A 21,653-nucleotide genomic window follows, 5' to 3' on the forward strand; every position below is an offset into this window, starting at 1 on the left:
CTCAGCCCTTCCCCATGAGGCCTTGGGGCCTGAAAGCCAGCACCAGAACCATGATCAAGAAAGTCAGAACGACCGCATAGGTCGGCATATAAACCGAGCCGAATTGTTCGGCCAATCCCACAAGCAAAGCGCCAAGCGCAGCGCCAGGAATTGAGCCCATGCCCCCAACGATCACCACCACCAACGAAGAAAGCAGGAAACGGGTGTCTTCTCCCGGGGCCATCGACTGAAATGTCCCGCCCACGACACCAGCCATCCCCGCGAGGCCTGCGCCAAATGCAAAGACACAGATGAAAACCAACTGAACACGGACACCCGACGCCGACAGCATCTCGCGATCGTCAACGCCTGCGCGCACATACATTCCGATGCGGGTGCGGTTCAGGATGAGCCACATCCCAAGACCAATCACGACCGCAGCAAGAAGTATGGCCAGACGCACGGCCGGATACTTGAGGAAGATCGGAGCACCCGTAGAGCGCTTCACTCCAGTTTGGATGAAAGTCTCAATCGGACCAGACAGCATATCTGGCGCAAGGATTTGGTAAAAATCGCCGCCCCAAACCCACAGCATCAAGTCCGCCAGAACGATCGAAATGCCGATGGTGATCAGGGTCTGTTGCAAGTCCTGCCCATCAAGGTGGCGGAACACCAGGACCTGAAGGATCAGGCCAAGACATGCGATAGCCAAAAAGGCAGCCGGGAAAGCCAGCAACCACGAACCGGTCAGGGTGGCCACTTCGTAACCAATGTACCCCCCCAGAAGATACAAAGACCCATGCGCAAGGTTCACATTGCGCATCAAACCAAAAATCAACGTGAATCCTGATGCGACGAGGAAGTAAAGTGCGCCCAGGGTAATGCCGTTCAGTAGAGCATTCACAAAGACTTTCTTTTTGCCGATTACCGCTATGAGTTCCGGCGGCCAGATGGCAAAGATCAGCCACAAAAGAACGAAGGCCGCGACCGCTAAAATCGCCGACCAGATCGGGTGCCTATTCCAGAACGCGCTCATTCCGCGCTCCGGCCCTGCACAATCCACCCCTCACCTTTCATCCGGCGTTCCTCCCAAGTCTAAGCTTTGACTTAGGATCGCAGATTCAGGTCGATTTGGATTTACCGCACAGTCTCATGAGATAACCGCCACTCCGAAATTCCGGTCCGGAATTCCAGGTGGCGCGCCGAATCAGATGAAGGACGCCACCCGCCGATAGTGCGAAGGAGCCAGCCCCACGTTCGACGAAAAGAACCTGGAAAAACTGGCCTGCGAGGAAAACCCCAGGTGCTCGGCGATCGAATTTATCGTCTTGCTCTGATCGGACAGATCACTCAACGCAGTCTCGACTCGCAGCGTGTTGAGATACAGGTTTGGCGTCAGACCCGTCTGTTGCTTGAACAGCTTGTAGAAATGCGGCCTCGACAATCCGGATTCATGCGCAATGCCATCCAGGATCATGGTTTCTCCAATGCCTTCCCGCATGAGCTGAATGGCCCGCCGGACCCGAAAATCCGAAACTGCTATCAGTTCGATCCCTCGATCCAGTGCTTCAGCTTGCTTCCAGGATTCATCGTAACACTCTTGAGTAAGCTCATAGAGATAACCGTCAATCAAATCAGTCTCTTCGTTCAGAAACAGAAGATTGATCAGCTTGTTTACATAGCCAGCAATCTTTGCGGTCCGATAAAAGAAATTGCTGCCGAACTGTAGGCCCGGACGCGGATTCCGGGCAATCTCAGAATACCAGATGGGCTTGATGTAGAGCACAAGAAACATCGACGGTGTTCCCAATTCACTCGGCGAAAAAGAGTGTGGCTGCCATGGTGAACACGCGACAACGGTTTCAGGGTTCAACTCGTATGGTGTTTCCATGACCGGCATCTGCGAAAAGGGGCCGTCCACGTAGAAAGTTAGGTGCCCCTCACGGTGGGCGTGAGTCACCATCGGGTCTCTGAGATTGTAAATTGCCACACGACCAAACGGGCCGTGATATACAGCAACTGCGTCTCCCATAAATCAGCCCTCCCCTGGCTGCTTTATCAGATTTTGGGACCAATTCGGGCCTAAAAATCCACATTTTGCAAGTTTGCCGTTTTCTCACGATTTCCAAACTTACCAAAATGCAAGCCGTCACCCCCGGGTTTTGCGGGGGTGACGGATACGGAACCTAGGTAGATCCCTTGCGATTGTATTGGCTCGGATCAGAACCACTTCTTGCAGACTGGTGTTTCCCTGCTGGGTGTGCCGATTTCGGCCGAGAAGACTTCCGGATCCAGTCCCAAGGTCTGGGATACACCGTCGATCTTGGCCACCAGCTGGGTTGCCAGCTCGCCATTACCGACCTCGACAACCTCGGTGACAAAGTTAGAACCTATGGCCTGACGATTCTGATCAAGGGTGATTTTGCCGTTCGGCGCGTCTAACTCCAGATCCATCAGAGCCTGACGGAACGCTGCGTGGCCATCCGACAGATCACCATTCACGGCCTCAAGTGCCTGGATCATGGCATTGGTAGAGTTGTAGTAACCTGTTGCCAGCAACGACGGCGACGGGAAGCGTTTTTCCGGCGGCCATGCGTCCTGATAATCCTTCACAAATGCCTGCCATTTGGGATCATCCCATGTGTCGGCCTGCGGACCAGAAGATGGGGTGCCAATCAGAACTTCCTTGGCGCGCCCCTTCGAGCTCAGAACCGTGCCATCAACCATGATGGTGCCGCCAATCAGATTGGCATCGCCACCTGCCTGAAGGTACTGATTCAGGAAGTTGACTGCGTCTCCTCCGCCAAGACCCAGGTAGATCGCATCCACATCGTCTGGCAGCGCCGCAATGATCGATGCAAAGTCTTTGGTTCCAAGCGGCACCCATAGGCGTTCCGTGATCTCACCACCGGCGGAACAGAAGTCCATCGCGAAACCAAGAAGGTTCGTATAGCCAAAGGAATAGTCTTCGGCCACGGTCGCGACCACTTCCCATCCCTTTTCATTAAAAACGTAGCTTCCCAGACCCATGCCCCACTGAGCACCATCCATGTTGAACCGGAAGAAGTTCTCCGAAGGCTCAACCATTGTGGTTTCCTGAGCCCCGGAAATCCCGTTGATGAACGTCACCTGAGGCTGGGTTTTGGAATAGTCCCTAAGGGCGATCCCCTCCGAACCTGAAAGCGGCCCGACGACAATGTCCACGCCATCTTGCTCAACAACCTTGCGCGCGGCGCGAAGTGCGCTCTCTGGGCTGGCATCCGTCGCTCCGATGAATATCTCAAGGTCGCGTCCAGCAATCTTGTGCCCCGCTTGTTCCAAGGCCAGCTCAAAGCCGCGTTTACTGTCCTCACCCAATATTGTGTAAGTACCTTCAAGGGTCGCCAGAAAACCAATTTTTAAGGTTTCCGCCAACGCCGACCCCGCGACCATCTGCACTGCAAATGCGGTCGTTGCTGCGAGCATGCTTACTCTTAACTTCATTGTCTCCTCCCATATGCGTCTCCACAGAATCCAAGCCGCTATGAGCGCTCAGAAATGCCGGGTTAGGATGACAGTTCATGGGTATTTGGCCATTTTCCGATTTAAGCCCATTTAACTCAGGGTCTCATTTTTGTCTGGAAATGCATGTCAGCTTTGGACACTTGAATCTGAGCCCGGCAAGTGCACCTAGACGCTCCTAGCGCCTGTCGTTGACCTGTCAGCCTACATCTCTCAGCAATGTAGCGATAGGCAGCCGAATACTGATCATAGCCTCAACGACCGCTGTGCGGACGAAGCTGCCGTCCAATCCCATCCGTCAAATGCCCGTTTGCTAACTGCCCAAAAGCCTTACTCAATAAAACTACTGATCGAACAAATGAGTTTTGCGAATTGTTGAAGTTGTTTGAGTAACGCCATCCAAAAATTGTCCAGCACGGAAGCTTCGATGATCTTCTACGCAAAAAACCTCGTCAATGCAGAGCGGTAAGAGGCTTATTCGACGCGATCTCTCTCGCATGGAAGTGTCCGGAGTCTCATCCGTTAACTGAAGTGCCGCCTGATTGAATGATCCAGTTCACTAAAGCTTCCGTAACCATCATTAGTTCCGGGCCACCGGAAGCAGATTGCCGCTGCCAAAGGAAGCAACGTTCACCTTTGGTGCAAAAACAAAACTGCTGGGGAGTATCATCATGTTCTTTAAAAACCTTCTATCAAACGTTTTCGACAGGCTGTTCGGAAAGCCATCCGAGCCGCCGATGCCCGAACCACCGGTGGAAGAAACGCCCATGGACACCATCGCGTCTATCGCTTCCGGCAACGACAATTTCGAAACCCTCGTTGCCGCGCTTAAAGCAACAAACGGGATAGACGGCCTGCTGGACGTGGCATTGGATCCGAATGCCGATATCACAGTCTTTGCCCCGACTGACGCTGCCTTTGCTGAGCTTGCCAAGAGCCTTGGCATCGATGTCGCGGCCGTTCTTGAAAAAGACCCGGCTGACGTCGTTGATGCGGACGTCGCTACTGCACTTGCTACTGTATTGGGCGCCGACGTGGTAAGCCAGGTACTCAAATATCATGTCAAAGTCGGTGGTGCTTCTCTGGCAGAGCTCGAAGAGGCTGGTTCTGTCAACACACTGGTCGATCTTGACGGGCTGGCGACCAGCTTTGACGTCAAAGATGGTGAGTTGATCGACGCGGACCCTGAGATCGAAAACCCCGAAGTGATTGAAGGTCTGACCGATATTGCGGCCAGCAACGGCACAATTCAGGCCATTGATCGGGTTCTATTGCCGTTGGATGTCGCCGAGGTGATTGCACAACCGACCATTGCCGACATTGCAACCGGAAATGACAGCTTTGAAATCCTGACGGCCGCATTGATCGCTACAAACGACATTAACGGCTTGTTGGACGCTGCAGCGTCCCGGAATGCCGATGTTACGGTCTTTGCGCCGACAGACGACGCATTCATTGCTTTGTCCGATAGCCTCGGAATCAATGTTGCCGAAGTGGTTAAAAAGGCACCAGAAGACGTGGTGGATGCCGATTACGCAACTGCTCTGGCGACCGTTCTCGGCGCTGAAACTGTGTCAGACGTTCTGAAGTACCATGTGTTGGGTGGTGGCCAGCGTGTTGACGGCCTGCAAGAAGAAAAGGTCCTCGGAACACTTCTGGACGGTGCGACGCTTGTCATTGATGGCAACAAAGTGGTCGATGCAGACCCGCAGATATCAAATCCAGAATTGATAAACGGGCTGACGGATATCGAAGCCGCCAATGGTCAAATACAGGCGATAGATGCCGTACTTCTTCCATTCGATCTCGACCCAGAGCCGTTGAAGCTCAAAGGATCGCGGAGTGACGACGTTCTTGAAGGCGGCGGTGCCAATGATAAGCTTTGGGGTCGCTGGGGCGATGATGTCCTGAGCGCCGGTGACGGACACGACAGACTTGTAGGTGGCGCTGGTAACGACACTCTGATCGATGGCGGCGGCAACGATAAATCGTATGGCGGTCGTGGCGATGACACTTTCATTGATGGCGCCGGCAATGACAGATCGTTTGGCGGCCGCGGAAATGACACCTTTATTGATGGCAAAGGGAATGACTTCTACAGCGGAGGATTTGGGGCAGACAGCTTCGATTTCACGAACATCGAAGGAGACAACAGAGTAGGCCGTTTCGACTTCCACGACGAGCTGATCTTTTCGTCGGATGATTTTGGATCGGCGCTGGACGTTGCCAACGCTGTTGAGTTGGTAAGAGGAGGCTCCTTGATCGAGATCGAAGACAAGGGATCAGTGCTCATTTCTAATGTGTGGCATCTTGACGTCGACGACTTTCAAATCGTGTAATTTACGGGTCGACACCGACACATTGGGGGGCTGAAGACAGTAGCCCCCCCTTTACGGCCAAGCGTTCTTGATTGAACACTCAGCAAGCTTCCTTTCGCACGTAGTAGAAACTGTTTGTCTTGGCAAAATGCGCGAGGAAAGGCTTCGGTTCGGCACTCTGCGCCTGAGCTATGCCCACGTTCAAATCGGCGAACACATTGCGCTGGTAAATCCTTGCAGCTATTTCCTCTTTGCTGTTGCAAAAAACAGACGTGCGCTAATCCATTCTGCATCGTCCGCTTTGGGCTTATTCTGTTGAAAAACTCGGGTTGTTTTAGGTGTTGAGTGCTGATTCACTTTCCGCGAGGCAAGCGGAGGTGCGTGGCAGTGATGGGACCACGGCAGTAAGCGCAGGGCGCGCTGTTCTACGAGTTCTCAATCGAGGATCATGTCCCGCAGGATCACGTGCTTCGGGCGATAGATCGGTTCGTCGACCTGTCTGGCATCCGGCGGCACCTGGCCCCTTTCTACAGTTCGACCGGCAGGCCGTCGGTTGATCCGGAACTGATGATCCGGATGCTCCTGGTCGGTTACACGATGGGCATCCGCTCGGAGCGACGGCTCTGCGAGGAGGTGCATCTCAACCTCGCCTATCGCTGGTTCTGCCGCCTCGATCTGACCGACCCAGTGCCGGACCATTCGACCTTCTCAAAAAACCGGCACGGTCGGTTCCGCGATAGCGATCTCTTGCGGCATCTGTTCGAGACGGTGGTCGCGCGCTGCATCGAGGAAGGGTTGGCGAGTGGTCAGCGCTTTGCGGCGGATGCCAGCCTGATCCAGGCCGATGCCAACCGGCAGAACTCGTCGCCGCAAGCGGACTGGGCCCCCGAGAAGATCAACCCCGAGGACGCGCCGCGCGCCATCAGGGAGTATCTGGTGACGCTCGACGATGCGGCCTTCGGTGCGGCCAGCCCGGTAAAGCCGAAGTTCACCTCGCATTCCGATCCGGCCTCGCAATGGACCGGCGCACGGGGTGGACCCGCCTATTTTGCCTATTCCACGAACTACCTGATCGACACCGACAATGGCGTGATCCTCGATGTCGAGGCGACCCGCTCGATCCGGCAAGCCGAGGTCGGAGCCGTGCGGACAATGGTGGATCGGGTGAGCGATACCTTCGACCTGAAACCTGAACGCCTGATCGCCGATACCGCTTACGGCACGGGCGAAATGCTCGATTGGTTGAACCGGCAGCGCGGGATCGCTCCGCATATCCCGGTGATCGACAAGTCCGGGCGCAAGGACGGCACCTTTGAACGGGCCGACTTCACCTACGATGCCGAGAACGACGCCTACATCTGCCCTGGCGGCAAGGAGCTCAAGCAATACCGTCGCGCGTTCACGACACCCAGATCGGGCGCCAATAAGGACGGCACCCTGCGCTACCGGGCCCGCAAGCCAGACTGTAAGGCCTGTGCCCTGAAGCCGCGGTGCTGCCCCAAGGAGCCGCAGCGCAAAGTGACGCGCTCGATCTTAGAGCCCTCTCGCGACGTGGCCCGCGCCATCGCCCAGACCACGCAATACGCGATCTCCTGCAAGCTCAGAAAGAAGGTCGAGATGCTGTTCGCCCACCTAAAACGCATCCTCGGTTTGGGACGGCTCCGATTGCGCGGCCCATGTGGCGCGCGCGACGAATTCCACCTCGCAGCCACCGCCCAGAACCTCAGAAAGCTCGCAAAGCTGCTGCCCCTACCGCAAACGCCCCGTCCGGCATGAAGAGCGGAGAACGCGCCTTGCTGCAGAAGGCCTCAGGGCGGCGGCAATGCGGAGTTTTTCAACGGAATAGGCTCTAAGCGGACATTCGAAAGTTCAACAATAGGGAGGAACGTACCTTATACGGACACATCTGCCGTTCAAAAGAAGATCCGAATGTCCTATGTGCTTCCATTTACTGCTATTCAAGTAGTGCTAGTCTAGTGCCGCAACCAGGCATCAAAAATGGGACGCCCTCGAGAGGTGTTCAAATGCCAATGGTAAATAGTGGCCATTCGCCTTCAACGCCCTTGAGGCTATAGCTACCTTTTTCACTGAACTGAAATTTTGATCCGACCACTAAGTCCCTGACGGTACGTGAGGCCCAAATTTCATTTGATTCCGCCTGCTCCAACACCCTTGCTGCAATGTGGACAGCAACACCTCGAACGTCACCGTCTTTCAGTTCAACTTCTCCGGTATGAATACCTGACCGGAGTTCAATTCCCAACCGTTCCATGTATGAATTCACCGCAAATGCGCAATCGATGGCACGAGCGGGGCCGTCAAATGATGCCAGAAATCCATCACCCGTGTTTTTTGCGATCTGTCCTTGAAACCGGTTGATCTCGGTCCGCATCACTGTGTTGTGACGATCCAGGAGATCTGTCCAGCGGCGATCTCCCATTTCTGTTGCATGTCTGGTTGAGTCCACAATATCGGTAAATAGGACCGTTGCCAGCACGCGGTCAGGTTCCGTAACAGGTCGCTCTCCGGTTAGAAATTCCTGAACTTCATCCACAATCGCATCTGAGTCGCCAACCCACCACAAATGGTCGTCCCCATCCAGTTCGACGAACCTTGCCGAGGGAATGTGTTGCGCAAGGTACCGCCCCTCCTCTGGGTGAACTGCCTGATCTCCCGAGCGGTGCAGAACCAGTGTTGGCAAATGCACCGTTGGCAAAATATCCCGAACATCGATCTGTAAATTCATGCGGAACACATTGATGGCTGCGCTTGGGCTCGCGCCCAATCGCAAGTATTTGGCCCACCACTGCTGAAAGATCGGATCATCGGCTACCGTAGGTGCCCAAAATTCGATACCAATCGGGCCGCCCCATTCATGTCGCAAACCTTCTAACCAGTCATCCGTTTCTTTGCCCAATTTCTCGGCCCAAGGATAATCAGGAGCCCAGGAACCTTTTGCGATGCTACCATACAGGATCAAAGCAGACGTGCGTTCGGGGTACGTTGCGGAGAACAGGATACTCATTGGGCCGCCCTCAGAGATACCCCAAAGTGCCGCTCTTTTGGAGCCGGCCGCATCCATCACTGCCCGTACGTCATCCATCCGTTGTTCTAAAGTAGGAATTCCTGAAATTCGGTCGGAAAGCCCTGTGCCCCGCTTATCGAACAAAATTAGCCGAGAAAAAGACGCCAGACGTTGGAGAAACCGACTAAAGGCCGGATCTTCCCAAGTCTGCTCAAGATGAGAGATGAAACCCGGCACGATCAGCAGATCAAGCGGCCCGGACCCTACAACTTGATAAGCAATGCTCACTTCGCCACTTTGCGTAAATTTTGTTTCAGTTTGCATTCGCCTGGTCGCCCTTCCGTCCCTAACGTGCCGCGTCCTGCAAAGCTTCTCTGTAGGGAATGCTATCGCGATGAGGGTCTTAAATCCAGCTAGCTAAGGACTATCTAGGCATCCGGATGGGCTGTTGCCCAAACCTATCGATGACCGCAACGTAGTCCCGGCCAGAGGACAGCAAAGGGTCAATCAAACACGAGGAAAGTTTGATCCGAATGTCAGAAAGGTTCTGCAAGACGAATTCGAAACAGTCTCAGTTTGCCGCGGAGACCATGAATCTAACCGGAGCAAAGTTGACGCCACTTGGTAAGAGCGGCGGTGCGAGTCAGCTTGAAGATGTCTCGGCTGGCGATCGATCTTTCCTGGTTGAAGTGGTTGTAAACAAAGGAGTGGACAGAGGCGAATTTCTGCAAACTTCGCATACGCCTGAAATGCAGCATGGCGCGTTCTCTTTGTCGGATCAGCAAGTGCGAATTCTCAACGCTGTTGTTGAGCGACCTGCCCGTCCATTGTTTTTCGAGTGCACCCTATAGTCTGAGCGTAGCGTTAGTGGATGCAAAACGGTTGGTCACGATTTCATCGGTACAACTATGGCGCTTCATTAACTTCTTGAGGAAATTCAGTGCTGTAGCTTTATGTTGGCGTTTGGTGACAACGGCTTTCAGCACCTCGCCTTTGTGATCGATAGCCCGCCAAAGATAATGCCGCCCGCCAGCACCTGAAGCCATCATCCCGATGGATTGCAGATCGATGATGCACTAATAATCAATTTGGACCAGTCAGATGAGGCTGCTCACGGTCATTCATCTTTTTCATAAACAATAAGTGGCGTTCTTTTAGCCACTTTGTCGTACAGAACTCGACCTGGGTAGTTAAATTCTTGAGTTGTCCAGTAGGTGGTTGGAACACCGTGCTGCTTGGCAATCTGAAAAACAGACTCGATTAGAGCTCGACCAACACCTTTTCCCCTAACCTGCGGATCAGCGAAAAGATCCATAAGATAGCATGTATCCTCCACCGACCACATGAACCTATGATAAAGGTAGTGCGCTAATCCAACCGGTTTTCCTTCTAACTCAGCGATGAGGCAATTGTATTCACCGGCATCCTTCGACAACAACCTGTTGAATGAAACCTCATAAACTTCCTCTGAGACAGAAGTCTCGTAGAAATCCAAATATGCCGTCCATAGGCGGCGCCACTCTTCGTTATCTTTCAACTCGAGCGGGCGGATAACTAGACCTTCCGGCATGGATGATTTCTCCTGCTTTTTTGAGAGCATACCGCAGATATCCCAGAGCGCAGTCAAACGGATCGCTGGCCGACGTCTACACGATCATGTTTAAGTGGAATGTCCTCATCCACTGTTTCGTCCAATTCCTGAGCGTATCGATGGCCTGAATAAACCGCTGCTGCAATAATCGCAGGTGCATCACAATCTCCAATACGGCGAAGGCTGAACTGCAAATCCTCAGAGCTGATCCGGTCCAATAATCCCCTGTAAAGGCTATCATTTGGCTTCCGGGCAGTAACCATAACAATGTTGGCAACGGACACGGCCACACTTGGCCCGCCATAGGCGCACACTAACTCCGCGATTTCGCCATCAAATTGGTTAATCGACTTTGACGGCAGGACCTCGACCCCTAATCGAAGCAAATGCGTTCGGATGCGCCAACGTTCGGACGTTTTTCCCGCCCAATCAGAAACACTATCTGACGGTGTGACCAGCGTGACGGCATGTCCCTGTGCTCTGATTTTTTCAGCAATAACGCTGGCCATGTAGTAGCCATCGCCATCAAAAACGAGCGTTGGTCCATCGGGAAGCTTTCCATCCATGATGTCATCGGGGGTAAAAACGCGAGTTAGAGCGGCACCTTCTGCGACCGGGACGAAACGTTCTTCGTCAAAATACTCCCTGCGCCAAGTCGCGCCGGTCGCAATTGCAACGTGGTCAGCCTCAACGGCCAAGACATCGTCTACTGTAAGAGGACTTTCACGGTAGATTTCAACGTTGGGCATCTCAATCAATTGCTGCTCGCGATAGTCTTTGACACGAATGTACTCGCTCATACCAGGCAAAGCCGCTTCGCGCGCTACCCGACCGCCCAACTCACGAGAAGCTTCTGCCAAAAGGACATCATATCCACGCACACCAAGTGCCCGTGCTGCTTCCAGTCCAGCAGCCCCGGCCCCGACGATCAGAACACGCGCGTCTGAAGATTTCGTTCGGATGATTTCAGGATGCCAGCCTTTGCGCCACTCCTCTCCCATTGTTGGGTTCTGAGTGCATCGAATAGGTACACCAATCGAGTCGCTGGCGTAACAGATATTGCATCCAATACATTCGCGGATCGTGGACAAGCGTCCTTCTTCGATCTTTTTCGGAAGGTATGGATCAGCAATCGATGGGCGCGCGGCACCGATAAAATCCGTAACCCCCCGCCTGACTTGCGAGGCCATTGTATCGGGTGACGTGAAGCGACCAACAGTCACGACAGGCTTATCCGTCACGGACTTGACCCAATGCATATAGGGTTCAAGAGCTGCTTCCTTGGTAAAACGGGACACACCCATCTCGACCGAGTAATCTGCAATGTTGATATCCCACAAATCTGGCAAATCAGAGAGCATCTCAAACATCTCTCGTCGTTCACCATAGATGGGCTGGCCATCCTCGCCGATCTCTTCGTCTGCCGAGAAGCGGACAGCCACGGCGCACCGATCCCCAACGGCGTCTTTGGTTTCCTGAATCAGTTCTCGGGTCAGACGCACCCTGTTTTCCAACGTGCCGCCATATTCGTCAGTGCGTGTGTTCACGCGCGGATGCAGAAAGTTCGATATCAGGTATCCGTGCGTTGCATAAACATAGACAACGTCAAATCCCGCGTCTCGCGCCCGCAAAGCCGCCTTCCGATGCCAGCGACGCAAATCTCGAATGTCCTGCTTGTCCATCGCTCGCGTCTGATATGGATGTCCTTTCGTGTTTGGCCGGCTGTCGACATCCATGCTCGGCAACCGGGAAAACAAGTTGTTCGAGTTAGCACCTCCGTACCATAGTTCAGCACCTGCAAGGCTGCCGTGTTCGTGCACCGCGTCCGTCATCAGCGCGTGTGCCCGAACGTCGCTGTCATCCCAAAGCGACGCGTAGGGATGCGGCAGGTCGTCGGAAGAGGGATGGATTGAGTTATACTCCGTGCATATTACACCCCATCCACCTTGCGCCTTCACTTTGCGCATCGCGGCAAGTGTACGGGGGTATTGCCAACCCATACCGGTACAGTGCGGAACCTGATAGAACCGGTTTGGTGCGGTGACTGGTCCGATTTGCACTGGCTCGAAAAGGATGTCGTAGCGAGGGTCCCTGCTCATTTTTCTGCCCTTAGTTAGCTGCGCTGTGCACAGGCTCGTCCTGTCTGGATAACCGGAAATTATACCCGCTCTGTTTCAACCACCGTGTTTGAACTCAGGCATTCGAAAGTGATCCGGATAAACCTTGGACAGGAAGGCGACGATGTGATCCCGGGCTTCGGAACGTCGAAAATTCTCCGGATAGGTCAAAAGCTCTAACCAGATTCCGTCGTAAAGTGCTTCCAGGACATTGGCGACTTGCCCTGGTGGCATATCCTTGCATTCACCGTCCTCAGCAATTTCGGAACACAGGCGCAGCGCAATGTTGTATCGCTCCTGATCGATGTCATTGATCAGGCTGCGGTAAACTTTGCGCCGCCCTGCCTCTCCAAAAAACGCAAACCAAACGGCGAGCTTCTTTGGAGTGCAAATCTGCGGGTGAAAGTGCGCATCGACGATAGCCAATAGCTTTTCAGGCGCTGACAAACCTGCATTGTTAAAGGCTTCCAACCACTGCTCATGATGTTCCTTTGCTAGAAACAGCAGCGTTTCCTCCAGCAAGTTCTGTTTGCTTTTGAAGTGGAAGTTGACGATGCCCAGCGACAAACCTGCAATCTCGGTCACGGTGGACATGGTCGTTCCACCAATTCCGTTTTGGGCGATCGAGTCGATAGTTGCGTCGATGAGTTGTTGACGCCTCACCTCTTTGGACTCGGTGCGCCGCCGCCCCTCAGGGTTTGTTTTTTCGATTGGCGATTGTCTCACCCGAATGCATCCCATCTACTAAAGCACTTCATCGGTCTTGCCTGCCCCCACCGCCAAACTTCTCCAGCCAGTGCGCATTTGACATCTATAGGATATATGTCATTGATTGAACAATCATTCAATTGTGAAGGAAAAATGGTTTGAAGGCAACCCGGACGTTCACAATCATCGATCTAGAGTTCCGACCAAAAAGTGAAAACTGGGTCATGCACCAAAGAAATAACACTGCGATGCAATGCTCCCAGAGGCTCAATGCGATCTTCAATGGCGGCCCAAGCCGTGTCGGCCTGCAATTGATCCCTGAATTCAATAACTGCCATAAGCGTATGGTTACGCTGCTCGTCGGTATCGTAACCACTTTCGGTGATGCGTTTACACAAAGGCGTCCCTTTCGTGGCCAGACCAGTCTTGACCAAATGTTCGACAAACGCCTCCCAAGCCTGTTCGAACGTGTCGAGCTCGACGGTTGGTTTCAATTCGAATTGGTTCAAAAGTCTTGGCATTCTTCACACACTGTCCGGCAAAGTATCACGAGCCAAACCTATGCAATTCCCCCCGCAAGGCAAGCGCGAGACCAATAGATGATCCCTAACGAAAACCCAGTCATTGCAAACAGCCTGTGGTCAGCAACTGCAGCGCATTCATCTGACTACCCGCAACTCGTTGGCGAACAGCAATCCGACGTGACCGTGATTGGCGCCGGGTTCACCGGACTTTCGGCAGCACTTCATCTGGCCGAGCAAGGCGTCAAAGTTGTTGTTATCGATGCCCAGCATCCGGGCTGGGGAGCTTCTGGACGCAATGGCGGTCAGATCAATGTGGGCCTAAAGGACGGACCGACGGGCATCAAAACCAAATTTGGTGATCACTGGGGAAACAGAATGATCCGAATGGCCGGTAACGCTGCGGATCTTGTGTTCGATTTAATCGCCCGACACGACATTGAGTGTGACGCAAAACGTCCAGGCTGGCTGCGCGCTGCGCATACTCACAAAAAACTGAGTGAATTACACAAACTAGCCGAGGACTGGGACAACCACGGCGGGGGTATGATCCAGCTTGATCAGGGCGAAATGCAGCGCCTGACCGGAACCAAGGCTTACCTTGGTGGCGTTCTGGATCGCCGCGGCGGTGTTTTACACCCGCTGAATTATGCACTTGGACTGGCCGAAGCAGGTTGCCGTAACGGCGTGAAAATCTTCGGCGAAACGCCCGCTAATCAGATTAAGTCAGTGGCCGGTCGCTTTCATGTTGAAACTCCCAAAGGAACTGTCATCTCAGATAAAGTGCTGATTTGCACGAACGCCTATTCTGGAGATCTACATCCGCGCTTGGCTCAGTCAGTTTTGCCCGTTCGGTCAGTTCAGGTAGCTACCTCGCCTTTGTCCGACAATATTCGCCAAACAATTCTGCCAGAAGGCAACGCTTTGTCAGACGCACGGCGCCTACTTCTGTACTTCAGGCAAGACGCGGAAGGGCGCTTTCTGATGGGAGGACGCGGCACTTACAACGACAATTCGACTCTCAAACAAATTGAGCGTTTGAAACGCATCTCTGTTGAGCTTTTCCCCCAATTGTCCGGAGTTCAGTGGGAATACGAATGGGGTGGCTTTGTTGCTTTGACAAAAGATCACTATCCACACCTACACGAGCTCGCTCCGGGGATTATGACAGGTTTGGGATACAATGGGCGCGGCGTTGCCATCGCAACGGCAATGGGGCGCGTCCTCGCCAAATGGGCTACAGGAACCAAAGCGGACGAGCTGGAATTTCCGGCCACCCCCCTCAAACCACTACCTTTTTCGTTCGCCAAAGAAACTCTTGTCGAAGCAGAAATCCTACGCCTCAAACTCTTAGATAAGTTGGGCCTTTAGTGAGCTAGAAAACAGCGTCACCTAACGGTTTTGGGAGAAAAAGCGATATGTCAACGCGATAGCCGCCAAAGAGAGACCTGAGCCGTACCCAATCCAAACTCCATTGGGGCCGAACCCAAGCCAAAAGCCCAGCGCATATCCTAGCGGCAATGCAAAGACCCAATAAGCAATCAAGGTGATAGCGACCGGGACATGATTGTCCATCATGCCTCGGAAAGCGCCCAGCATTGTCCCTTGCACACCATCGGCAATCTGCATTGCTGCAATCACAAGGAACATCGATATCGCGAGAGAAACGACCTTTGGGTCATCTGAAAGGCTATTGGCCAAAGGATCACGGCCAATCAAAATACCAGTAACGACAACGGCCATCCAACTAATAACGACAAACAGCGACGCCAACACAATCGGCTTGAGTCTTTCTTTTTCATCGGCACCAATTGCCTGAGCTACACGTATCGAAATCGCAATCGAAACTCCCAAAGGCACCATGTAAATGACGTCGCTGACCGCAGAAACGATTTGATGCGCGGCGAGCGCGGCTGCGCTGAACCAACCGAGCATAAGGCCTGCTACTGCGTAAGCGGCCCCCTCCCCCAGGTAACCAACGGAAATAATGAACCCTTCTTTGATCTGCGCCTTAACCTCGGACCAATCAAAACCTGCGGCCTTCAAGAGGCCCGCCTTCCTTCTCCATGCGCGCAAAATCACGATTGCCACGATTAGCGGCACCATCTGAGACAACAGACTTGCGATCCCGGCGCCGACAAGACCCAGACCCGGCCAACCAGCAACTCCGTGGATCAGAACATAGTTCGAAGGGATGTTGAATCCGACCGCAAGGAACGCGAGGCCAACCCCAATCCACGGGCGATTCATTGCGTCGAATAGGGCTTTCAAAGCATAGAAAACCGTGAAGGGCACCAAAAGGAGGCTCATCGCAATCCAGTAGCCGCCAATCAGACTGACCACTTCGGGCGGCTGTCCAATCCAGAAGAGGGCAGGTTTAAGGAAGATCATTACGGCAGCGCCAATGACACCAACGACCAGTGAAACGATAAGCCCAGCGCTTGTTGCCGAAACCAGCCCTCGTTCACTTGTTTTCCCAAAGGCTTCAGCCATTCGCACACCAATTGCGGAAACAAAGCCGTAGAGCGCTGAATAAAAGATGATCAGTACCGAGGCCGTGATCGAGACCGCCGCCAGAGGAAGTGTTCCCAATGGGGCCACCATCACGGTGTCAACGACGCCAATCAAAGCAGCTGCAGCAAGAGAGATAACTATCGGCAAAGCAAGACGCGCAAGGTAGCGCGCCTCATTTAAGATGACGCCCCAAGATGGCCGAGGCTGCTGTGATATCCGCACTCGCGTCATACTGTTGGGCCTTTCAGTCGTAATTGACTAAGCCGTATCCCCAAGTAATTCCGGAACCAGGCGAACGAGGCATCCCCAGGCAGCCTGTTCCGCCTGCTTTCGGCTCAGACCATCCGGAGCAAGATGCAGTCGCTGCCAATAGCCATCCGTTAATGTCTCCATCCATTCGGCCATTTGATCTGGTGAAGTAACGTCGTCATCGGACAGCAGCTCATTCCAGATTACACGCAAGGTCTCTCTTCGACGTGTTTCGAAATGTTCGGCAACTTCATCGTACTGCAGTTGAAATCGAAGCTCGCCCCAAAACGCATACCAAAGGGGTAAGACATCCGGACCACATGCATCAGGGTGGAAATCAGCTTTTATCAGAGCCCTTATTTTTTCGGCTGGTTTATCCCCTGCTCGCTCTAAAGAAGCTGTCCAGTGGTCTTCGTAGCGCTGGTAAAGGTCACGCAAAGCTTCGGTCAGTAGACCGAGCTTTGACTTAAAATAAAACGCCGCAACACCCTGAGAAAGCTCAGCTTCAGACGCGACCGTTGCGAGCGTCGTTTTTGCCAACCCATGAGCCAATATAGAGCGGCAAGCCGCGTCCAGCAGCTGTCGGCGACGACGATCTGCGTTTTCCTTCCGCTCTTTGCGGGGGCGTTTACGCTCTGCTTCGACCAATTGCCGCTCCTCCTACGAATACAGCCATCTACAGCGCGCAAAAAACATGCGTCAATAGCTTGAAATTTATTTGAGCGCTCAAATAAACTTTACGAACCTGCACCTGATCTGTAAACGAGAGAGAAAGGGATGGAAAAATTTGACGGTTGAGAACAAATACGACGTGATTGTGGCTGGTGCTGGTCACAACGGATTGACTGCCGCAGCCTATTTGGCACGGGCTGGCATGCGTGTTTTGGTGGTCGAAAAGAACGACTGGATTGGAGGCGCTGCAGTCAGCCGGTCGCTGCACGAGGGATGGACATACTCGAATTGCTCGTACGTCTGTTCCCTTCTCAGGCGCGAGATCGCCCGGGACCTCGAGCTACCGAAATACGGGCTTCAGGTTATTCCCTACGAGGGCGGTGCGAGCTTCACACGCGACGGAGATTACTTCGCCTATTATTCCGATCACAACGCCTTAAAGCGCGAGATGGCGCGCCATTCTGCGCGAGATGCCGACGCCTATCGCGGATATTCCCAAGCCATCATGCGGCAGTGCCGTTTTATCCGTCCATTTCTGCTTCGTGACGCACCGGACCCCACTTCGCTCCGTCCACGCGATCTCAGCGAACTGGCTTATCTAGTCAAAAAGGCACATGGGCTGGGAAGTAGGGAACTCGGTGAAACACTGAAATTCTGGACAATGTCCATTGGTGACTTTCTGGATGAACACTTCGAGAACGACCTGATCAAGGCCCATTTGGCTGGCTCCGGGATTATCGGCACCGGCCTTGGGGTGTACTCACCCGGCACGGCCTATGTGCTGCTGCACCACTACATGGGTGACATTGACGGAGGCATTGGTGCCTGGGGTTTCGCTCGCGGTGGAATGGGCGCGATTTCGAATGCCATTGCAGCCTCTTTCAAAGATCACGGGGGTACGATCCACACAGGTTCGGGGATCGAGAAAATCCTCAGCAAAGATGGGCGCGTTGAAGGCGTCGCTCTTGAGGACGGCAAGGTTTTTTATGCCCCCGTCGTCGCATCCAATATGGATATCAAACGCACTATTCTGCATCACGTTGACATGGCTGAGTTGCCGGATGACTTCACCAAGGCGGTTCGAAACTTCAAAATTCGTGGCTCTTCGGCGAAACTCAACATAGCCCTTGACCGCTTTCCAAATTTCCCCGCCGCACCTGAGCACACCAGCTTCCTAAGGGGCGATTTGCATGTGTCACAAAGCCTCTTCGAACTTGAAAAGGCTTATGATGATTGGAAAGTCGGGCGCTGGTCTGAGAAGCCCTATATCGACATGCTAATCCCTAGCCAGATTGATCCGACTATGGCGCCAACAGGTGCCCACATGATGACCGTTTTCGTCCAATATGCTCCTTATGATCTGGAAGTCGACGGCGTTAGATCAGCAGAAAATTGGGACGAAAAGCAGCGCAGTGCGATGGCAGAAACTGTACTCGACCAGATGTCTGTGGCTTGTCCTGACATTCGTGAGCGCGTTGTTCATATGGAAGTTCGTTCACCTTTGGAAATCGAACGCGAGGTCGGTCTGACGGAAGGTAACATATTCCAAGGCGAACTGACTTTTGATCAGCTTTTCTTTAATCGGCCAGTCCCGGGTTGGTCTCAGTACAGCCTACCTATCAAGGGACTTTATCTGTGCGGTTCATCCGCCCATCCAGGCGGAGGGGTTATGGGGGCACCCGGTGCAAACGCTGCCCGCGCAATTCTTAGGAAAGAAACACGGCATGGCCGAATGACGGGGTATGCCGCATGAGTCAATTTGATGCCATTGTCATTGGCGGCGGTGTAAACGGCCTGATTGCCGGAACACTACTCGGTCAACGCGGCAAGAATGTCTGTATCATTGAGAAATCCAACAGGTTTGGCGGCATGGCGTCATATTCTGTGGACGGTGGCCCAACTCTCGCCCACTCGCTATACAACCTGAGCCCGCGGGTTTTGAGCGACATCGGCTTAGATCCTCAACACCCTGTCTTGTCCAGCGAACCCGTCTCCACGGTCTCTCTGTCTGAGGATGGACGGCACATCGTCTTCAGGAACGAAGGCGTTTACTGGAGCGACGGGACAAAACACCCGGAATCCAACGCCTGGTCCGATCTGACACAGCAGTTGATTACGTATGGAGGCCTTTTGCGTCAACTCGCCGAGGCACCACCACCCGGCGGTCAAAAAGCTATCCTTTCGCGGGGTGGGCTCAACGAATTTTTGCGCCTTGCAAAACTGGGCATCGGCCTGAAAAGGCTGGGTAAATCTGAAATGAGGCGTTTCCTGCAGGTCGTCTTATCTAATGTCCACGACATTATCCTAGATGACTTGCCTGAAGGGCCGGTGGCTGGAATGCCTGCCGCTGATGCAATCTGGGGGTCAGCAACCGGTCCGCGATCTCCGGGCACTGTTTTCAATCTGATTTATCGGCTGGGTCACGGAGGTAACATCACCCAACCGGCAGGTGGGATGTCCGCGCTGACCGATTTGATGGTTGAAGCTGCGCAAAAGACCGGCTGCGTGCTGATGCCGGAAACTGAGGTTTCCCGCATTCTGCTGGACGAAGACGCAGTCTCTGGCGTTGTAACGACTGATGGACGAACTTTGACCGCGCCCATTGTGCTCAGCAACCTCGCCCCAAGACTAACAGGCCAATTGACCGGACCCTCTGCTTTTGACATCGAAACGATGCGGCGAGTTCGAAATATTCGGGCTCGTGGAACAGCGGCTAAAGTCAACCTAGAGCTAAAGGACGGCTCCTCCCTGCCCGGCCTGCCTAACGAACTAACCCACGAACGTCTGATCTATGCCCCCTCTGTGGAGTACGTCGAAGCTGCGTTTAATCCAGCTAAGTATCGTCAAATGTCTAAAGCACCAGTGATTGAAGCCTTCAAAATGCAGACAGCCGATGGGGCAAGCTGGCTGTCAACCATAGTGCAATATGCGCCATCTGACCTTGAAGGCGGTTGGACCGAGACTGCCAAGGAACAGCTTGCGCAAATCACAGTTGAAACTCTTAGCCGTGCCCTGCCCGGCTTGGGTGATCAAATCGCAGGCAAACAGGTCATAACACCGGATCAAATCGAAAGCGCGACCGGAGCGCCAGGGGGCCACTGGCACCATGCGGAAATGTCGTTGGACCAGCTGCTGACACTTCGGCCCGCGAACGGGATGGCCAGATACTCCATGGGGCCGAAAGGGCTGTTCCAATGCGGTGCAGCAACGCACCCCGGTGGTGATGTCATGGGCCTCGCTGGTCGCAACGCGGCGCTGGCAGCGCTGGAGGCTCAGCCATGAGCATCTTTACCGATCCGAAACTAGGCTTGATCCCTGGGCCGTTCCACAAAAAACTTGAAGAGCAAAATCGCGCGCAAAATTGGTACGATTGGGCGGGTTATGCCGCACCGGGTGTGCTGGACAGTGTCGAATTCGAGTACTTCGCGCTGCGCAATCAGGCGTCCTTGTTCGACATCTCACCAATGCACAAGTACCGATTGACCGGGCCGGACACGACCGCGATGCTCAATCGCCTAGTGACACGAGACGTCCAAAAAATCGGCGTGGGTCGCGTGGGGTACGCAATCTGGTGTGATGAAGAGGGGATGGTCATCGATGACGGGACTCTTTTCCACCTTGGCGACAACGATTGGCGCCTTTGCTGTCAGGAACAAATGCTGACATGGTTACTAGACGCAGCATGGGGTTTTGACGTTTCAGTAGTCGACGAAACTCACAGTGTTGCTGGACTTTCGTTGCAGGGTCCGACGTCCTATGCAGTTTTGGAAGCCGCCGGGATAGATGTCAGCACACTGAAGCCATTCGATCTAATCCAGACGGACCCTGGCCTCATGATTTCGCGGACGGGTTTTACCGGTGATTTAGGATACGAACTCTGGTGCGACTGGGACAAGGCAGAAGTGCTTTGGGACAGGATTTGGAAAGGTGGCGCACATCGGGGATTACGCGCCATTGGGTACGAAGCTGTAAATTTGGCCCGCATCGAAGCTGGATTTCTGACTGCAGGCGTGGATTTCCAACCAGTTCATGCGACCGAGCGGTTGCACCGAGGTCAAACACCTTTCGAACTCGGCTTGGGTCGGCTAGTCGACTTCAACAAAGGTCATTTCAATGGCCGGCGAGAGTTGCTGTCCAAGCGAGAAACTCCAAGAAGCCTCCTCATGCGTTTCGATGTCGAAGGATTCAAACCCTCGGAAGGGTCATTGATCTACAATCGACGCAAAAAAGAAATTGGACACATAACGTCCGGAATATGGTCGCCGACCGCCAAACGCAACATCGCGCTGGCGCATGTCCGTATGCCGGATGCAGGCCGGTCATCCGGCTTAAAGGCGGAAATTTACACTCTGCAAGAAGGCAAATGGGACACCAGAATGGCGCGCCTTACACCTGTCACCACAGCCTTTTTCGCACCGCCCCGCGCACGTGCTACGCCACCGGCCCGCACCTAAAGGA

At 53.7% G+C, this 21,653-nt stretch carries 16 protein-coding genes and 1 pseudogene; 6 read left to right on the forward strand and 11 right to left on the reverse strand.

What is annotated here, in order from left to right:
* Position 1: 1 nt before the first annotated feature.
* The 3 genes from ACR0NA_RS05790 to ACR0NA_RS05800 all read right to left on the reverse strand — a co-directional run bounded on the left by ACR0NA_RS05790 (position 2) and on the right by ACR0NA_RS05800 (position 3,462).
* Positions 2-1,015: a branched-chain amino acid ABC transporter permease gene (locus ACR0NA_RS05790; protein ID WP_480726906.1), complete on the reverse strand. Its 1,014-nt coding sequence runs from the start codon at positions 1,013-1,015 to the stop codon at positions 2-4.
* 171 nt (positions 1,016-1,186) lie between these two features.
* Positions 1,187-2,011 (reverse strand): helix-turn-helix transcriptional regulator, encoded by an 825-nt coding sequence (locus ACR0NA_RS05795; RefSeq protein ID WP_480449015.1) that lies wholly within the window; start codon positions 2,009-2,011, stop codon positions 1,187-1,189.
* A 188-nt stretch (positions 2,012-2,199) separates the two neighbouring features.
* Complete coding sequence (locus ACR0NA_RS05800; protein ID WP_480449014.1) at positions 2,200-3,462, reverse strand: ABC transporter substrate-binding protein; 1,263 nt, start codon at positions 3,460-3,462, stop codon at positions 2,200-2,202.
* A 689-nt stretch (positions 3,463-4,151) separates the two neighbouring features.
* On the opposite strand from ACR0NA_RS05800, the gene ACR0NA_RS05805 reads away from it, so the two are divergent.
* Together ACR0NA_RS05805 and ACR0NA_RS05810 are read left to right on the forward strand one after the other, a co-directional pair.
* Positions 4,152-5,819, forward strand: coding sequence for a fasciclin domain-containing protein (locus ACR0NA_RS05805; protein ID WP_480726908.1), 1,668 nt, complete (start codon positions 4,152-4,154; stop codon positions 5,817-5,819).
* A 399-nt stretch (positions 5,820-6,218) separates the two neighbouring features.
* A complete protein-coding gene (locus tag ACR0NA_RS05810) occupies positions 6,219-7,574 on the forward strand; it encodes an IS1182 family transposase (RefSeq protein WP_480726986.1) in 1,356 nt (451 codons plus the stop codon).
* Between the two features lie 244 nt (positions 7,575-7,818).
* Here ACR0NA_RS05810 and ACR0NA_RS05815 read toward each other — a convergent pair whose 3' ends face one another.
* From ACR0NA_RS05815 to ACR0NA_RS05840, 6 genes and pseudogenes are all read right to left on the reverse strand, one after another.
* Complete coding sequence (locus ACR0NA_RS05815) at positions 7,819-9,147, reverse strand: adenylate/guanylate cyclase domain-containing protein (protein WP_480726912.1); 1,329 nt, start codon at positions 9,145-9,147, stop codon at positions 7,819-7,821.
* Positions 9,148-9,419: 272 nt separating this feature from the next.
* Positions 9,420-9,854 (reverse strand): annotated as a pseudogene (locus ACR0NA_RS05820) (DDE-type integrase/transposase/recombinase); the annotation flags it as partial.
* An 86-nt stretch (positions 9,855-9,940) separates the two neighbouring features.
* Positions 9,941-10,393 (reverse strand): N-acetyltransferase family protein, encoded by a 453-nt coding sequence (locus tag ACR0NA_RS05825; RefSeq protein WP_480726914.1) that lies wholly within the window; start codon positions 10,391-10,393, stop codon positions 9,941-9,943.
* Between the two features lie 53 nt (positions 10,394-10,446).
* Positions 10,447-12,513, reverse strand: a complete 2,067-nt coding sequence (locus tag ACR0NA_RS05830) for an oxidoreductase (RefSeq protein ID WP_480726916.1) — start codon at positions 12,511-12,513, stop codon at positions 10,447-10,449.
* A gap of 75 nt (positions 12,514-12,588) precedes the next feature.
* On the reverse strand, positions 12,589-13,272 hold the full coding sequence (locus ACR0NA_RS05835; protein ID WP_480726918.1) for a TetR family transcriptional regulator C-terminal domain-containing protein: 684 nt from the start codon (positions 13,270-13,272) through the stop codon (positions 12,589-12,591).
* Positions 13,273-13,430: 158 nt separating this feature from the next.
* The gene (locus ACR0NA_RS05840) at positions 13,431-13,733 is read right to left on the reverse strand and encodes a hypothetical protein (RefSeq protein ID WP_480726920.1); all 303 of its coding nucleotides are present in this window, start codon (positions 13,731-13,733) and stop codon (positions 13,431-13,433) included.
* Between the two features lie 105 nt (positions 13,734-13,838).
* On the opposite strand from ACR0NA_RS05840, the gene ACR0NA_RS05845 reads away from it, so the two are divergent.
* Entirely contained in the window at positions 13,839-15,131 is a 1,293-nt protein-coding gene (locus ACR0NA_RS05845) for an NAD(P)/FAD-dependent oxidoreductase (RefSeq protein WP_480726922.1), read from the forward strand.
* 21 nt (positions 15,132-15,152) lie between these two features.
* On the opposite strand, the gene ACR0NA_RS05850 is transcribed toward ACR0NA_RS05845, so the two are convergent.
* Together ACR0NA_RS05850 and ACR0NA_RS05855 are read right to left on the reverse strand one after the other, a co-directional pair.
* The gene (locus ACR0NA_RS05850; RefSeq protein ID WP_480726925.1) at positions 15,153-16,505 is read right to left on the reverse strand and encodes an MATE family efflux transporter; all 1,353 of its coding nucleotides are present in this window, start codon (positions 16,503-16,505) and stop codon (positions 15,153-15,155) included.
* Between the two features lie 27 nt (positions 16,506-16,532).
* Positions 16,533-17,171 carry a TetR family transcriptional regulator C-terminal domain-containing protein gene (locus ACR0NA_RS05855; RefSeq protein WP_480726926.1) on the reverse strand — a complete coding sequence of 213 codons (639 nt, stop codon included), beginning with the start codon at positions 17,169-17,171 and terminating at the stop codon, positions 16,533-16,535.
* Between the two features lie 139 nt (positions 17,172-17,310).
* Between ACR0NA_RS05855 and ACR0NA_RS05860 the strand changes: the two genes are divergently transcribed.
* Genes ACR0NA_RS05860 through ACR0NA_RS05870 form a run of 3 tightly spaced genes read left to right on the forward strand, consistent with a single transcriptional unit; the run spans position 17,311 to position 21,649 of the window.
* Positions 17,311-18,948, forward strand: coding sequence for a phytoene desaturase family protein (locus ACR0NA_RS05860; protein WP_480726928.1), 1,638 nt, complete (start codon positions 17,311-17,313; stop codon positions 18,946-18,948).
* Positions 18,945-20,477: a phytoene desaturase family protein gene (locus ACR0NA_RS05865; RefSeq protein ID WP_480726930.1), complete on the forward strand. Its 1,533-nt coding sequence runs from the start codon at positions 18,945-18,947 to the stop codon at positions 20,475-20,477. Before ACR0NA_RS05860 ends, ACR0NA_RS05865 begins: the two co-directional genes overlap by 4 nt.
* Complete coding sequence (locus ACR0NA_RS05870) at positions 20,474-21,649, forward strand: aminomethyl transferase family protein (RefSeq protein WP_480726934.1); 1,176 nt, start codon at positions 20,474-20,476, stop codon at positions 21,647-21,649. The genes ACR0NA_RS05865 and ACR0NA_RS05870 overlap by 4 nt, the downstream gene beginning before the upstream one ends.
* The last annotated feature ends 4 nt before the right edge of the window (positions 21,650-21,653 follow it).

This window comes from Ruegeria sp. C11, assembly GCF_056537725.1.